Source organism: Paucibacter sp. Y2R2-4, from assembly GCF_025717535.1.
Taxonomy (GTDB): Bacteria; Pseudomonadota; Gammaproteobacteria; order Burkholderiales; family Burkholderiaceae_C; genus Paucibacter_A.
The window spans coordinates 1-15,137 of record NZ_JAJIRO010000005.1; the positions used below are offsets into that span (position 1 = coordinate 1).

The 15,137-nt window shown below is 60.0% G+C and carries 9 protein-coding genes; 5 read left to right on the forward strand and 4 right to left on the reverse strand.

Features of this window, described 5'->3' with window-relative positions:
• Positions 1-136: 136 nt before the first annotated feature.
• Positions 137-1,822 carry an electron transfer flavoprotein-ubiquinone oxidoreductase gene (locus LNV06_RS18445; protein ID WP_263539773.1) on the reverse strand — a complete coding sequence of 562 codons (1,686 nt, stop codon included), beginning with the start codon at positions 1,820-1,822 and terminating at the stop codon, positions 137-139.
• A 263-nt stretch (positions 1,823-2,085) separates the two neighbouring features.
• Here LNV06_RS18445 and LNV06_RS18450 point away from each other — a divergent pair, with 263 nt between their 5' ends.
• Entirely contained in the window at positions 2,086-2,868 is a 783-nt protein-coding gene (locus tag LNV06_RS18450) for an SDR family oxidoreductase (RefSeq protein WP_263539774.1), read from the forward strand.
• Positions 2,869-2,880: 12 nt separating this feature from the next.
• Entirely contained in the window at positions 2,881-3,522 is a 642-nt protein-coding gene (locus LNV06_RS18455) for a YceH family protein (RefSeq protein WP_263540241.1), read from the forward strand.
• 13 nt (positions 3,523-3,535) lie between these two features.
• Here LNV06_RS18455 and LNV06_RS18460 read toward each other — a convergent pair whose 3' ends face one another.
• Positions 3,536-4,714: a serine hydrolase domain-containing protein gene (locus LNV06_RS18460; RefSeq protein ID WP_263539775.1), complete on the reverse strand. Its 1,179-nt coding sequence runs from the start codon at positions 4,712-4,714 to the stop codon at positions 3,536-3,538.
• Positions 4,647-7,418: a TonB-dependent receptor gene (locus LNV06_RS18465; protein ID WP_263539776.1), complete on the reverse strand. Its 2,772-nt coding sequence runs from the start codon at positions 7,416-7,418 to the stop codon at positions 4,647-4,649. Before LNV06_RS18465 ends, LNV06_RS18460 begins: the two co-directional genes overlap by 68 nt.
• A gap of 313 nt (positions 7,419-7,731) precedes the next feature.
• Here LNV06_RS18465 and LNV06_RS18470 point away from each other — a divergent pair, with 313 nt between their 5' ends.
• Positions 7,732-9,177 (forward strand): cyanophycinase, encoded by a 1,446-nt coding sequence (locus tag LNV06_RS18470; RefSeq protein ID WP_263539777.1) that lies wholly within the window; start codon positions 7,732-7,734, stop codon positions 9,175-9,177.
• Between the two features lie 99 nt (positions 9,178-9,276).
• On the opposite strand, the gene LNV06_RS18475 is transcribed toward LNV06_RS18470, so the two are convergent.
• Positions 9,277-12,039, reverse strand: a complete 2,763-nt coding sequence (locus tag LNV06_RS18475) for a TonB-dependent receptor (protein ID WP_263539778.1) — start codon at positions 12,037-12,039, stop codon at positions 9,277-9,279.
• 509 nt (positions 12,040-12,548) lie between these two features.
• Between LNV06_RS18475 and LNV06_RS18480 the strand changes: the two genes are divergently transcribed.
• On the forward strand, positions 12,549-13,862 hold the full coding sequence (locus tag LNV06_RS18480) for a cyanophycinase (RefSeq protein ID WP_263539779.1): 1,314 nt from the start codon (positions 12,549-12,551) through the stop codon (positions 13,860-13,862).
• Positions 13,863-13,980: 118 nt separating this feature from the next.
• Complete coding sequence (locus LNV06_RS18485) at positions 13,981-15,120, forward strand: succinylglutamate desuccinylase/aspartoacylase family protein (protein WP_263539780.1); 1,140 nt, start codon at positions 13,981-13,983, stop codon at positions 15,118-15,120.
• Positions 15,121-15,137: the final 17 nt, after the last annotated feature.

Genomic DNA, 15,137 nt, shown 5'->3' on the forward strand with positions numbered 1-15,137 from the left:
AGAATCAGGGGCGTTTTTGTTTGTCTTGATGACTTTGGGGTTTGGCTGCCTTTTAAGTTGGAAGATTTAGCGTGCTTCGGTTCAGCTTGAAAACTCCAAAAAAAGGCGGCCCAAAGGGCCGCCTTTTCGTGGCAATTTACATCCCCGCGTAATTCGGGCCACCACCGCCTTCCGGCGTCACCCACACAATGTTTTGCGTGGGATCTTTGATGTCGCAAGTTTTGCAATGGACGCAGTTCTGAGCGTTGATTTGCAATTTGTCTGCACCGCTGTCGGTCTTGATGAATTCATAGACGCCGGCAGGGCAGTAGCGGCTCTCTGGTCCGGCGAACTTTGCCAAATTGATGCTCACAGGCACATCTGCATTTTTCAACGTCAGGTGAGCCGGTTGATTCTCTTCGTGGTTGGTGTTGGAGACAAACACGGAGGACAAGCGGTCAAAGGTGAGTTTGCCGTCGGGCTTGGGATAGTCAATCTTGGCGCACTCTGCTGCAGGCTTCAGATAAAGATGGTCCGGCAGAGGGCGATGGACGGTCCAAGGCGGGCTCTTGATTCCCAACTTGGGCAGCAGCCACTGTTCGATGCCGGTCATCAGGGTCCCGACGGTATTGCCTTTCTTGAACCACTGCTTGAAGTTGCGGGATTGATTCAATTCGGCGTGCAGCCAACTTTGTTCAAACGCTGCAGGGTAGGCGAGCAGTTCGTCATGTTGACGTCCTTCACTGACGGCCTGGAAGGCTGCTTCTGCTGCCAACATGCCAGTCTTGATCGCCGCATGGCTACCTTTGATGCGCGCAGCGTTCAAGTAGCCTGCATCACATCCCACCAAGGCTCCGCCTGGGAATACGGTCTTGGGCAGTGACAAGAGTCCGCCAGCCGTGATGGCCCGAGCGCCATAACTCAATCGCTTGCCGCCCTCGAGATGCTGGCGAATGCTGGGGTGAGTTTTCCAGCGCTGCATCTCTTCAAAAGGGCTTAGCCATGGGTTCTTGTAGTCCAGACCGACGACGTAGCCCAGCGTGACCTTGTTGCCTTCAAGGTGGTAGAGGAAGCCGCCGCCGTAGGTGTCTGCGTCCATGGGCCAACCGGCTGTGTGGACCACGAGTCCAGGCTTTGCTTTGTCGGCTGGGATTTCCCAGAGTTCCTTGATGCCGATGGCATAGCTTTGAGGGTCGCGGCCCTCGTCAAGTTGGAACTTGCTGATCAATTGCTTACCCAGGTGACCGCGTGCGCCTTCTGCGAACACGGTGTACTTGCCGAGCAACTCCATACCCAACTGGAAGCCATCGTGAGGCTGGCCATCTTTGCCGACGCCGAGGTTGCCGGTCGCGACGCCGCGCACCGAACCGTCTTCGCCATAAACAATTTCTGCCGCAGTGAAGCCAGGGAAGATCTCAACACCCAGAGCTTCGGCTTGTTCGCCCAACCATTTCGTGACGGCGCCAAGCGAGATCACATAGTTGCCGTGGTTGTGAAAGCAATCGGGGATCAGCCACTGCGGTGTGCTGTGGGCGCCGCTTTCATTCAGGAACAGAACTTCGTCGGCGGTCACCGCCTGGTTCAGCGGAGCGCCAAGTTCGCGCCAATTCGGCAACAGCTCGGTCAAGGCGCGTGGGTCCATGACAGCGCCCGAGAGGATGTGTGCGCCGGGCTCTGAGCCTTTTTCCAGTACGACGACTGAAAGCTCTTGGCCCTTCTCATTGGCCAACTGTTTGAGGCGGATCGCCGTGGCCAAGCCGCCAGGGCCAGCGCCCACCACGACCACGTCGTATTCCATGCTTTCGCGTGGGCCGTATTGAGCAATCAGTTCAGCGCTGGTCATGGGCATCCTTTGGTTTGTTTTTGGTGGGCGCAGTTGTGCCCGTAGATGATGAGTTGGGGCGCATTCTACTGGCCTGTTTTAAAAATCGAACGATCGTGCTTTTCTGCTTGGGGAGCTCAGTCTAGGACCATGCCTCCCCGCATGGCCGATGAGCGCGGACGCCGACCATTGGCCGGGCCAAAGCCATGGAAGTTTGCTCTGCTGTGTACGGTCACCCTGAGTCCGCGTGCTAATCTTCCGCCGACTTTCAGAAGGACGAGATCATGAGTTACAGCATTGATTTGTCGGGGCGTGTGGCCTTGGTGACCGGGGCCTCCAGTGGCCTGGGGGCTCAATTTGCCCGCACTCTGGCGAAAGCAGGCGCTTGCGTTGTTTTGGCAGGGCGCCGTATCGAGCGACTCAAGACGCTGCGTAGCGAGATCGAAGGCAATGGGGGCGATGCGCATGTGGTTGCCCTGGATGTCACCGATCTCGACAGCATCAAGTCGGCCGTAGCCCACGCTGAGACCGAGGTCGGCACGATTGACATCCTGATCAATAACTCCGGAGTCAGCCGGACTCAAAAGCTCACCGAAGTCGGAGCCGATGACTACGACTTCGTCATGGACACGAATGTGCGCGGTGCATTTTTCGTGGCGCAAGAGGTGGGCAAGCGCATGTTGGGCCGTGCCAGCGGGTCAGCGCCCGGCACCTTTATTGGCGGGCGCATCGTCAATATCGCGTCGATGGCGGGCTTGCGCGTTCTGGGCCAGATTGGCGTTTACTCGATGAGCAAGGCGGCCGTCATTCATATGACGCGCGCTATGGCGCTTGAATGGGGCAAGCATGGCATCAACGTCAATGCGATTTGCCCCGGCTATATCGATACCGAGATCAATCACCACCACTGGTCCACCGAGCAGGGCCGCAAGTTGGTGGATTTGCTGCCGCGCAAGCGCATTGGTCAACCACAGGACCTGGACACCGCGCTGCTGATGCTGTGCGCAAATGAAAGCCATTTCATCAATGGTGCGGTCATTCAGGCCGACGACGGCTTTGGGGTTTAACGGGCAATGAGTATGCGAACCTTGACGGCGCTTGAAGCCCGTGTGTTGGCGGTGTTGGTGGAGAAAGAGTCCACGGTGCCAGACAGTTATCCCCTTTCTCTCAATGCCTTGACTTTGGGTTGCAATCAAAAGACCGCGCGTGACCCGGTCATGAATGCGAGTGAGTCTGATGTTCTCTTGGCTTTGGATGAGCTCAAGCTGTTGAACTTGGTCAATACCGTCAGCGGCAGCCGTGTGGTTCGTTTTGAGCACAATGCGGCGCGAGGTTTGGGCGTGCCAGGTGCGGCCTTGGCGATATTGACCCTGCTGATGCTGCGCGGCCCGCAGACCACGGCCGAGTTGCGGATGAATACCGAACGCTTGCATCGATTCGCGGATGCGTCTTCCGTCGAGGGCTTTTTGGATGAATTGGCGCAGGCCAATGACAGGCGACCCGCATTCGTCACCAAGCTAGCGCGAGCACCGGGCGCGCGCGAGCCCCGTTGGGCGCATCTTCTTTGCGGAGAGGTGAGCCAGGAGGCTGGGCCCAATGCGGTGCCACGCGACGATGAGTTAGTTTTTTTGCGCGCTGAGCAACAACGCATGAATGCGGAACTCGAGGCGCTGAAGGCCTTGGTTCAACGCATGGCTCATGAGTTGGGCATCAGTAGCTGAGTCTTATCGGCCTTTACAAGTCGCCCAACAAGTCCATCAGGCGACGCCAGAGCAGGTGGCCGTTCAGGCCATTGCTCATCAACACGAAGCCGCTGCGCCGGCTCGGCGAAAACTGGCTGTAGCAGCGAAAGCCAGTGCTGTTGGTGCCGGTGTGATACGCGATATCTCCCTGGACCGTGGTGTTGATCGCCCAGCCCAAACCCCAGTACACCCCAAGGCCCTGTGCGGCGCCGGGGCGAGCAATGGGTTCGCGATCGGTGGCGGGTGTAGCGTGGGCCAACATGGCTTTCAGAGCAGGGCTTTTCAAGCCGTGTGGCGTGCTTGGCTCAAGGCTCATCATCGCAGCCAGAAACTTGGCGTAGTCTCCGGCCGTGGTGTAAAACGTGTAGGCGGCGTTGGCCGAGGTGTAGGCCTGCAACGGCAAGACTTGGCCCTGATCATCGTGGCCTCGCGCCCGCAAGGCATCCAATTCGGGCGTTAGCACGAAGCTGCTGTGTCGCATGCCCAGTGGCTTGAAAAGCTGAGACTCGGCCAGGGTCTGTAAAGGCTGTGCGCAGATCTGCTCCAACACCCGTTGCAGATAGAAGTAGCCCTCGCCGGAATAATTGAAGTGCTGGCCCGGTTCGCTGCCAATGCGCAGGGACTGACTGGTCTCATCCGCCGCACTGCGCCAATTGGGCAGGCCCGAGCGGTGCGTCAGCAAATGACGCGCGGTGATCAGGCTTTGCCATGCTTGCGGCGGTTTGAAGGCCTCTTGGGGCAGGTACTGCTGCACCGGCCGATCCAGGTCGAGCAAGCCGGCTTGAACGGTCTGCATGACCAAATAGGCGAACAGCGGCTTGCTCATCGACGCCGCCTCGAACACCGTGTTGGCTTGGACGGTCTCTGGCGCCCCCGCTTCACACACGCCGAATTCGCCAGACCATGCGATTTGGCCTTGCTGCAGCAAAGCCAAAGACATGCCCGGCACTTTCAACTCATTCAGCAGCGCCGGGCTGATGGCCTTGATTTGCTCGATTCTCCGCGAGAGTCCATCGAGGATCGCGACCTGAGCCTGGGCAGTGAGGCTCGGGCCAAATAGCGAGCCACAAAGCCAGGCCAGGCTGCGCCGGCGTGCTGGCTCATTAGCGGAACTGGTACTGCGCGCTGAGGTAGACAAAGCGTCCGCGCGGGTCGGTGTAGCTGGGGTCATAGCCGGAGAGGAAGAACCACGCCTGTTGAGAGAAGGGTGGGGCTGTATTGAAGAGATTCTTCACACCGGCTCGGAGAGTCAATGAAGAGATCGGCGTCCAAGCACCCGTCAAATCCCACAAGGAGTAAGCCGCGACTTTGCGATCGGGCTTGCCGACGATGCTTTGGTCGGTGTAGCTCGAAAGATAGCTATTGCTCAAGCTCATGGCGAAGGCGCCAAGCTCCCAGTCGGTGCTGACTGTGTGGCGCCAGCGTTGCACCACGCCATCATTCACAAAGTGGCCTAGATTGCTATAGAACGGATCATCGTTCCCGGTTTGCTGTTCTGAGTTCAGGGTCAGCGTGCCGTTCATGCGCAGACCGAAAGTGCCGAAGCCGCTCTTCAAGCCTGAAAGGTTCAAGCCCAGATCAAGCCCTGAGATTTTTTGCTTGCCGCGGTTTTCTTTGACCAGATCGATGAAGTCGATGGTGTTTTTGGAAGTGCGGTGCACCAGACTGCCGTACTTGTCCAAATTAGCCAAGATCGAGTCCACGCCCAGCGTGCTGATCAGGTCGCGTTTCTCGATGTTCCAGTAGTCCAAACTGACCGTCATGCCTGGGCGAGCTTCCAAGACAGCGCCCAATGAGAACTGGGTGGAGCGCTCCGGCTTGAGCTTGGCATTGCTGTAATTCATGGTGACCCAGATGTCCGAGCAATCGGTGACCGTGTTGCTCGGGTCTTCCGCCATACACACGGGGTCCACCAAGGTGGCCGAGCTGCCCTGGGTGAGTGGGCGGTACAAATCTGACAAGCTTGGGGCCCGGAAGCCCGAGCCTGCGGAGGCGCGCAGCAGCAATTCTTTCATCGGCACATATTTGAGGCCGAGTTTCGGGCTGGTGGCCCCGCCGGTGTTTTGGTAGTGCTCATAGCGCAACGCGGCTTGCAACTCCAGCTCTTTGGTGACTGGTGCGCTGACCTCTGTAAAGGTCGCCGCGACTTTGCGTGAGCGCCCAAAGTCGGCATCGGGTCCTTGAGATGTTTCACCCAAGATCAGATCCTTGGCCAATGCTTCTGATTGATGGTAATTCTGCTTTTCGCGTCGGTACTCGCCCCCAAAGGCCAGGGCCATATCACCTCCGGGCAAGGCCCACAAGGCTCTTGTTGCCTTGAAGTCCAGGCTGTCCATGGTGCCTTCGGCACGCCGGACCTCACCGCGTATCTGTGATTTGTCATACAGGGCTTGGCCGGCGGCGGAAGAGCTGCCGAACGGATTCAAGGTGCCGCTGGCAAACCCGGCACGAATCATATTTTCATTCAGGTAGCCCTGATGATCGCGATCAGAGACCGAGCTCAAACTGTGGTTGTAAGCCAGCTCATAGTCCCATTGCGCCCAGGTTCCGCTGACACCCGCGACATAGCGCTGGCTGTCCGAAATCAACTCGCTGGTGCGCAGGCCGGCTTCGCCCAGGCGAGTCCGTACCGTGATGATGCGGTCTTCGGCGTCAGAGTCGAGTTTGGCCAGACTGGTGCCAGCCAGGCTTGGGACCTTGGACACATCAATGTCTGCATCGATGCGATTCGGGGTGCCCGAGAACAGCGAGCGTGAGCGGCTCAGTGATGCCTCGGCAAATAGCTGGTGCCCTCCGCCCAGGTTGAGCACGCCGCGTCCAAAGAAACTGGTTTTGTCTGACTTGGGGTAGAGCTCAATGTCGCGCATGTAGTCGTAAGTGCAACCATCGGCGCCGCCGATACCGTCAGGCAAATAGAGTGATGCGGGTGGGTTGCAGCCCTTGGCTGCAGCCGGATTGACGGTCTTGCTGTCGATCACGGTCTTGCCGTTGCTGGAGAAACCATCGGCAATCAAGGCATCTCTTTGGCTGCTGCTGAGCCTCATATTGCCGGGGAAGGCTGCACTGGAGAGCAGATCTGGCAAGCGGCCAGGGATATCCAAATCGGTAATGAACTTGCGTTGGCTGGCGTTCAGGCTATCGGTTTTTTGAATGTCCAAGACCCCAAAGATATTGAAACCGTGCCGGTCAAAGTCGCCAAAACCGCCGGCAATTGAGGCGGTGCGTTTGCCGCCGCCGCCCTCGCTGGTGTTTCCGTAGCTGGCATTGAGCTCAATGCCGGTGTAGTCCTTGCGGGTGATGAAGTTGATCACGCCGCCGATGGCATCGCTGCCGTAAATGGCGGAGGCGCCGTCCAGCAGCACTTCAACGCGTTGAATTGCGGCCGCCGGTATACCGTTCAGGTCAACCCCGGAGGAGTCACCCGGCGAAGCAAAATTGGCCATGCGTCGGCCATTCAGCAGGACCAGCGTGGAAGAGACACCGATGCCGCGCAGATTGGCGCCATTCATGCCCATCTGGTCGCGAAAGCCGCCGTAGGCAATACTGCCGCCGTCCGTCATATTGTTGGTGGCAGCGCTGATGCGGGCAACGATTTCGGCCGCCGTCGTCAGACCTTGTTTGACGATTTCGGCCCGCGTGATCACTTGCACGGGGAGGGCCGTCTCATTCTCCAGTCGCTTGATCGCCGACCCCGTGATCTCCACGCGCTCCAGCTTCTTCGCCGGCGCATCCGCCTCCTGCGCCAGCGCTGGCAGTCCGGCCAGGGCCAGCACCAAGATTTGTGCGGCTTGTGCTGATTGGCGCAAGACCTGGCCCCGGTTGTTTGCGACCTTGGCGGCGCGGTTCTGAAGTGATCGTGGCGGCATTGATTTCATGGGGTTCTCCAAGGTGTGGCGTGGGCGCCGATCAAGCCAGATGACAGTTCATGCGGCGCTGACGCAGGGCTTTGCGTCCAATCGGATCAGTCTAGGAAGTCAACGCGGCTCGTCCAGCGGGGGTTTACGCGCAAAGTCGCATCCGCGCAACTTGGCGTTAGGTGGTTTGACGGGCTTGTCATAGAGGGCGAGGCGGCAGGGCCGCCAACTCACACTTGCGGGGGAGGTATTGCTGCGCAGCCCTGGGCTACCATCAATTCAGCCGGGCTGCAGCAGCAAGCAGTCGAACCGAGATGAATTGACGCCTGAAATCATGCCCTCATTGCCCCACATCATTGAAAAGACCCGGTCACAGATCACAAGCATGCTGGCCTTTGCCGCCATGCTGACCTTGTCGAGCACCTGCTTTGCCGAGGCCCTGGCCTTGTCTACTCGGGTGCCGACGCCGCAGCCAGCCGCTCAAGCACCCGTCCAGTCGCCTCCGCAACAGGCGACGAAGGCCAGCCCAGCACCCGCGCAAGTCGCGCTCAAGCAAGACGCCGTGGTGCGTGGTTATGCCGTCCCCATCGGCGGGGCCTTGAAAGCCGATAACGAGGAGGTCTGGGGGCGAATCGTCGCGCTGGCAGGCGGCAAGGGCGCGCGCTTTGTGGTGTTCGGCACGGCCTCCGAGGACCCGGAGGCCAGCGCCAAGCAAGCCATTGAGATGCTGCATCGGCGCGGCGCAGTCGCCGAAGCCTTGCCGGTAGCACCCAAATTCGGCTGGGTTGATTTGAACAAGGTGGTGCGTGATCCGGCCCTGATCAACAAAGTGAAGAACGCACGCGGCGTGTTCTTCACGGGCGGCTCGCAAGAGCGCATCGTCGACGTCTTGATGCCGGGAGGCCATGCCACGCCGATGCTCGAGGCCATTTGGGAGGTTTACCGCAAGGGCGGCGTGGTGGCAGGTACTTCTGCCGGTGCCGCCATCATGAGTACGGTGATGTTTCGCGATGCCCCCAGCGTCATCAACATCATGAAAGGCAAGTGGGTCGAAGGCAAGCAAATCGACCGAGGCCTGGGCTTTGTCGGGCCGGACTTGTTTGTGGACCAGCATTTTCTGAAGCGGGGCCGCTTTGGCCGCATGATCCCCTTGATGATGGCCAAGGGCTACAAGTTAGGTTTGGGGGTCGATGAAAATTCGGCTGCCATCATTCATGGCGATGAAGTGGAAATCATCGGTGGCAAGGGCGCCATGTTGGTGGACTTGAACGATGTGAAGACCGACCCAACGCTGGGCGCTTTTAACCTGACCCAGGCGCGCCTCAATTACCTCGACCACGGGGATCGCTATAACTTGAAGACTCGGCTGACCATGCCCTCGGCCGTCAAACTGCGCGGTGACAAGTTGGACCCCAGCTCACCGGACTACAAGCCTTACTACACCGAGCCCTTGTTCCATCTGGACATGCTGGGGGATTCCACCATCTCCAACTCGATGAACTACCTGATCGACAGCCCGCTTTCGGAAGTGCGCGGCTTGAGCTTCGATGTCGCGCCCAAGCCGGGCGATCCCGTCGCTGAGCTGGGCTTCTTGTTCCGTATCTACAAAGGCCGCGGTACTTTTGGTTGGAGCACCGATGAGAATGGGCCTGAGGACTACACCGTCATCAATGTCTACCTGGACATCACGCCGGTACGCATGCCCAATCCGATTTACAGCGCTTGGCCGGGTCCTGGGCGTATCAGCCCGCCGGCCGCCGAGCGAGACGGCGCGCAGTAAAGCTTCACGCAAAAAACAAAAGCCAAGCCGGTCAAGGCTTGGCTTTTTTCATGGCCGCACTGAGTTCGAGTGCGCCCTTGGCTCAGCGCCTGCCTTCGCTCACCGGAAGGAGTAGCTCAGGCTGGCATAGAAGGTCCGGCCCCGTGGGTCGGTATAGGTGGGGTCATAGGTGGCCAAGAAGTAGTAACCCTGGTTGGAGAACGGCGGCTGCGTGTTCAAGAGGTTTTGCACGCCTGCGCGCAGCTTCATGGCCGAGCTGACTTTCCACGAGCCCGACAAGTCCCACAGCGAATAGGCGCTGACGTTGCGGGCTGGCAGCAGCTGATCGGTGTTCGGATTGAAGGCGGTGTTGTGATCGCGGTAGCCCGAGTAGTAGGTGTTGCCCAGGGTCAGGCCGATCGGGCCCAGGTCCCAATCCACCGACAGACGATGACGCCACTTCTGGATCACTTGGTCGCTGAGGAACTGACTGGCGTTGTTCAAGAAGGGCTCACCGGCGCCGAACTGCCGTTCGTACTTCAGCACATAGGTGCCGTTCATATTGGCAGTAATGCGTCCGAGATCGCCTGCGCTCACGCGGTAGCTGAAGTCCACATCCAGGCCCGACGTGCGCAGCTCACCCTGGTTCTCCTTTTTCAGCAAGATGGTGTCGATGAGCTCGCCGAACTCATCGCGCTTGACGTAGTCCTTTTCATACTTGGCCAGGTTGCCCAGGATCACTTGTTCCGACAGATCGCTGATCACATCGGTCTTGTTGATCATCCAGTAGTCAACGCTTGCAGTCAGCTCGCGGGTCGGCTCCAGCACCAGGCCGAAGGAGAACTGCTTGGACTTCTCAGGCTTCAGGTTCGGATTGCTGCGGCGTTCCACGCGCCATTGGTCGGTGCAATCCGCCACGGCAAAGCCTTGTGCCACGCAGCCAGGGTCGGTCAGGAAGGCCGAACTGGAGCCGAACGAAGTGGGGCGGGTCAACTCATTGATGGACGGTGCGCGGAAGCCCGTGCCGGCCGAGCCGCGCAACATCACCGTTTTGCTCGGCTGCCAACGCACGCCCAGCTTGGGGTTGAAGGTGCTGCCCACGCCGCTGTAGTTGTCATAGCGGGCGGCTAACTGCACTTCGAGTTCTTTGCTGAAGGGAGCGTTCAATTCGCCGTACACGGCCGCGACATTGCGGCTGTTTTTGCTGGCCGGAGGCGAGTCGCCACGCGAGCTGCGGTCGCCTTGGATATTGTTGGTCAGCAGCAGGGCCGAGGGCGTGAACTGGGTTTCTTCGCGGCGGAACTCAGCGCCGAAGGCCGCGCCCAGCGCGCCGCCGTCCAGTTGCATCAGCTCGCCGCTGAACTTTGCATCCACCGATGTGGTGGTGCCTTTGGAGCTGCGCGCATCGTCTTGCACGCCGATGCTGGCGAGCAGGTCTTTGCCCGCTTGCGGCGAGCTGCCAAAGGGGTTGATCTTGCCGCTGCGCACACCCTCCACGAACTTGTCATAAAGGAAGTAGCCGTCCTTCAGGGAGTCGGTGCTGCGGTTGACGGCGCGATTCACGGCCAAGTCGTAGTCCCAGCTGCCGAGTGCGCCGCTGATGCCGGCCACGATGCGTTCGGCGTCGCTGCTGACCTCGTTGGTGCGGTTGCCGCCTTCGGTGACGCGCTGGCGCACATCCACTGTGCCGCCAAAAGGCAGAGGCTTGGGCAAGAAGGGATTGATCGCGGCCGTGGGCACCGCGGTCACTTCAATCGGGTTGGGGCTGGCTACATAGCGGGTCTGCGTTTTGCTCTTCAGCACTTCGGCAAACAGCTGGGTGGTGTTGTTGAGTTGGAAGACACCGCGGCCCAAGAAGGCCAGCTTGTCGGACTCGGGGTAGAGCTCGGTGTCCTGCATATAGTCAAAGCTGCAGGCCTGGCTCAAATTGTCGGGCGCGTAGACCGTGGCCGGCGGATTGCAGGCGGGCGCATACAGATTGATGGTGCGCTGGTTGAAGGGCTTGCCGTCGATGCTGAAGCCGGCGGCGTTCAGTGCATCCAGCTGCACCTTGCGGGCGGCTGATTTACTGGCCAAGCGGATATTGCCGGGGAAGGTCCGGCTGGACATATAAAAAGGCAGGTTGGTCGCCAGGGGGCGGTCCTGCAAAAACTCTCGTTCGGTGGAACGCAGTCCGCCAAGCTTTTGCGCGTCCAGCACGCCGAAGACATTGAAACGGTCTTGGCTCAAATCGCCAAATCCACCGCCCACCGATGCGGCGGTCTTTTCTGCGCCACCTTCTTGGGTGCGGGCGGCATAAACATTGATGTCTGCGCCGCGGTAGTCTTTGCGGGTGATGAAGTTGACCACGCCGCCGATGGCGTCGGTGCCGTAGATGGCCGAGGCGCCGTCCTTGAGAATTTCCACCCGCTCAATCGCCCCGGCGGGGATGTTGTTCAGGTCGACGCCAGCGTTGTCGCCGGGCGATGCGAAATTGGCCATGCGTCGGCCATTCAGCAGCACCAAGGTGCTGGAGACCCCAATCCCGCGCAAATTGACCGCATTCATGCCGCGTTGGCCGCCGCTGCTGTCGGTGATGCTGGCGCCGTCGGTCAAGGCCGCGGCATTGCCACTGATGGTCTTCATGATTTCGGCGGCCGTGGTGGCACCGGTCTTGTCGATGTCGCCGCGCTTGATCGTTTGCACTGGCAGGGCGGCTTCGCCTTCCAGACGCTTGATGCTGGTGCCGGTCACTTCAATCCGCTCAAGCTTGGCCTCTTGCGCTTGCGCTTGCAGCGCCTGAACGCTGATGAGCACAAGCGCGGCTTGGGCCAGGCCTTGCAGTTTGAAGCTTGCTGCCGGGCGAGGGGCGCGCTGCGTGAATCGCTTGTTGTTGAAAGTCATCGATGGGCCTCGGTGGACAAAAGGGGTAAGAGGAGAAGAGCGAAGGGCGTGTTGTTTGTTTGCCTTGGCAATCCAGCACTTGCAATTGCTTGGGGACTTGAAACTTGAACCAGGGTCAAAGGAAAGAGGTCGGGCTGGCTTGCGAGTCCTGGTGTGGGCTGCGTGTCCTGCATCTCAACCGTGTGGCAACTCTAGGAGTGGCTTGCAAGACTTGCCTATGGGGTTTTGGTGGCTCGGTCCGTTTTGCGTAATTCCGTGTCGCTTGATCGCAAACCCCCGATGAACAGGCGCAACAGCGCTTGCATGCTTGCGACATGCACTTGCGCTCAGCGGTCAAAACCGGGTGCTTTGGGGCCTAACCCGCTGGTCAGAGGCGGGCGGCTTTGCCAGACTCGCCGCATTGCCCTTTTCCCCTTTCCGTCTTCCAATGCCGAGATGTCCTTTGTCAGCGGCCTTGCCCATTCAACGTGATCAGAGAAGCGAAGTCCATGCAGTGGCTAATTAAAAATATGAGCGGATACAGCGTGTTTGCTCGTTCCATTTATTCAAACCTGGCCGGTGGTCTGTCTGCCAAGCGGAGCGCTGTTGGCCTGAGTCTGTTGGTGGGTCTTGCATTCAGCTGCGCCCCTGCTGTGGCTGCAACGCCGGGCCAAGGCGCGGTGTTCGTCATTGGTGGCGCCTTGAAGTACGACAACCAAGAGGTCTGGAAACGTATCGTCGATGAGGCGGGTGGCCCCGGTGCGCGCTTTGCTGTCTTCGCGACAGCGGCAGCCAACCCTGATCGCAGCGCGGTTCAGATCATTGCCGCCTTGAATGCGCAAGGCGCCAAGGCCGAGGCCATCCCGGTGGCACCACGCTTGAAGGGCGTGGACTTGCAAGCCAATCTGAAAGACCCGGACTTGCTCGCCAAGGTGGCATCGGCGCAAGGGGTCTTCTTCTCTGGCGGCGCGCAGGAGTTGATTGTCGACACCCTGCAGCCAGGCGGAGAGAAGACCGAGATGCTCAAAGCCATTTGGGCGGTCTATCAACGCGGCGGCGTGCTGGCCGGCACCAGCGCCGGTGCGGCCATCATGAGCAGCACCATGTTTCGTGACGCCCAAGACACGCTGCAGGTGATGAAGGGTCAGATGCGACGCGGCAAAGAGGTGGACCGCGGCCTGGGCTTCGTCGGCACGCGTTTGTTTGTCGACCAACACTTTCTGAAGCGCGGCCGCATTGGGCGCCTGCTGCCGTTGATGCAGGCCGAGGGCTATCAGCTGGGTCTGGGCGTAGAAGAGAACAGCGCCGCTTTGCTGCGTGGCGATGACTTGCAGGTGCTGGGGGCGAAGGGTGTTCTCTTGGTGGATCTGAGTCAAGCCAGCAGCGATGCCAGGCTGGGTGCCTTCAATATCCGCAATGCTCAGCTCAGCTATTTGGATCGCGGCGATAGTCATAACTTGAAAACCGCGGTGACTCTGCCTTCGGAGAGCAAACGTGCGGGGCATGTGATCGACCCTGCCGCCAAGGATTTCAAACCCTACCACCACAAGCAAGCGTTCTATCTGGACATGCTCGGCGACACCACCATCGTCAATGCCATGGGCCAGTTGCTTGACAGCCCTTATCCCGAGGCTCTGGGTGTGGCCTTCAATGGCCTGCATGCGGCCGATGATGCGCAGCCCGATCTGGGCTTTGAGTTCCGGCTCTACAAGGGCGAAGGAAGCCGGGGTTGGTACAGCGGCGCGATGGGCGGCGAGGACTACACCGTCTTGCGCCTGCGTCTGGATGTGCAGCCGATTCTGATCAATCGCCCTTTCTACAAGCCGCTAGCGGCAAAGCCCTGAATCTGCGGGCCTGTGCGGCAAGCGTCGCCGGCCTTCGCTAACTTGCTGACCTGACGGTCTCTTGAGTGCCTGCCTGGCATCAAGCCGAGCAGGTGGCCACCTCTTGACTGGAACTCCCATGCGTACTGTGCTTCATGCACTCCAGCCTGCCAGCGCTGGCACTCAGCGGCAACTGCGCAGCCTTCATTTTGGCGCGGCGCAAAACGGTCGCAAGGCCTATGTCCAAGCTTCTTTGCATGCCGACGAGGTGCCGCCGATGTTGGTGGCCCAGCATCTGCGGGTGGCCTTGGCAGAAATTGAGCAGGCTGGCCTGATTGATGGGGAGATCGTGCTGGTGCCCATGGCCAACCCGATCGGCTTGTCGCAAGAGCTGCAGGGCGCTCCCTGCGGGCGCTTTGATTTGCGCACCGGCATCAACTTCAATCGCAACTACCAGCATTTGACGGCGACCTTGATTCCTCAGTTGGAGCCCTTGCTGGGCAGCGATGCGGTGCAGAACACCTTGCACATTCGCCGCGCGGCGCTGGCGCTGTTGGCTGCCCAGGCTGCTTTGACTGAAACCGATCAGCTCAAGCTGCGGCTGCAGACGCTCGCCACAGATGCTGATCTGGTCTTGGATCTGCATTGCGACACCCAAGCGGTGATGCATGTCTACACCGGCACGCCGCTGGCCGAGGCGGCCCGGCCCTTGGGCGCTTTGCTGGGTGCACAAGCTTTGTTGGTGTCAGAGGAGTCCGGCGACGACCCCTTTGATGAGACCGTCTCACGCATTTGGTGGGAGCTGGCCGCCCATTTCGGCCCGGACCGGCCGGTGCCCCTGGCCTGCTTTGCGGCCACGGTGGAACTGCGGGGCGAGCTGCAAGTGGATGAGCGCCTGGCCCATCAAGACGCCACGGCTTTGCTGCAGTTTTTGCGCTTGCGCGGCCATATTGCCGAAGGCCCCGCGCTGAACTTGCCGGCCTTGACGCTGCCCTCGGCAGGCATGTGCGAAGCCACACCCTTGGAAGGGGTGGAGCCCATCGTGGCGCCGCACAACGGGGTGCTGATCTTCTTCAAGGCGCCGGGTGACGAGGTGGCTGAGGGAGAAAAGGTGGCCGAGGTGCTGGACCCTTTGAGCGACTTGCGAACCCCGCTGATCGCCAGCCGAGGCGGCCGCATGTTTGCCCGCGTCAGCCGCCGCTATGCCACCGCCGGCATGCGGGTCTGCAAGGTGGCGGGCGCCCAAGCCTTCCGCAGCGGCAAGTTGTTGTCTTTGTGATGGCGCCAAGGTCTCTC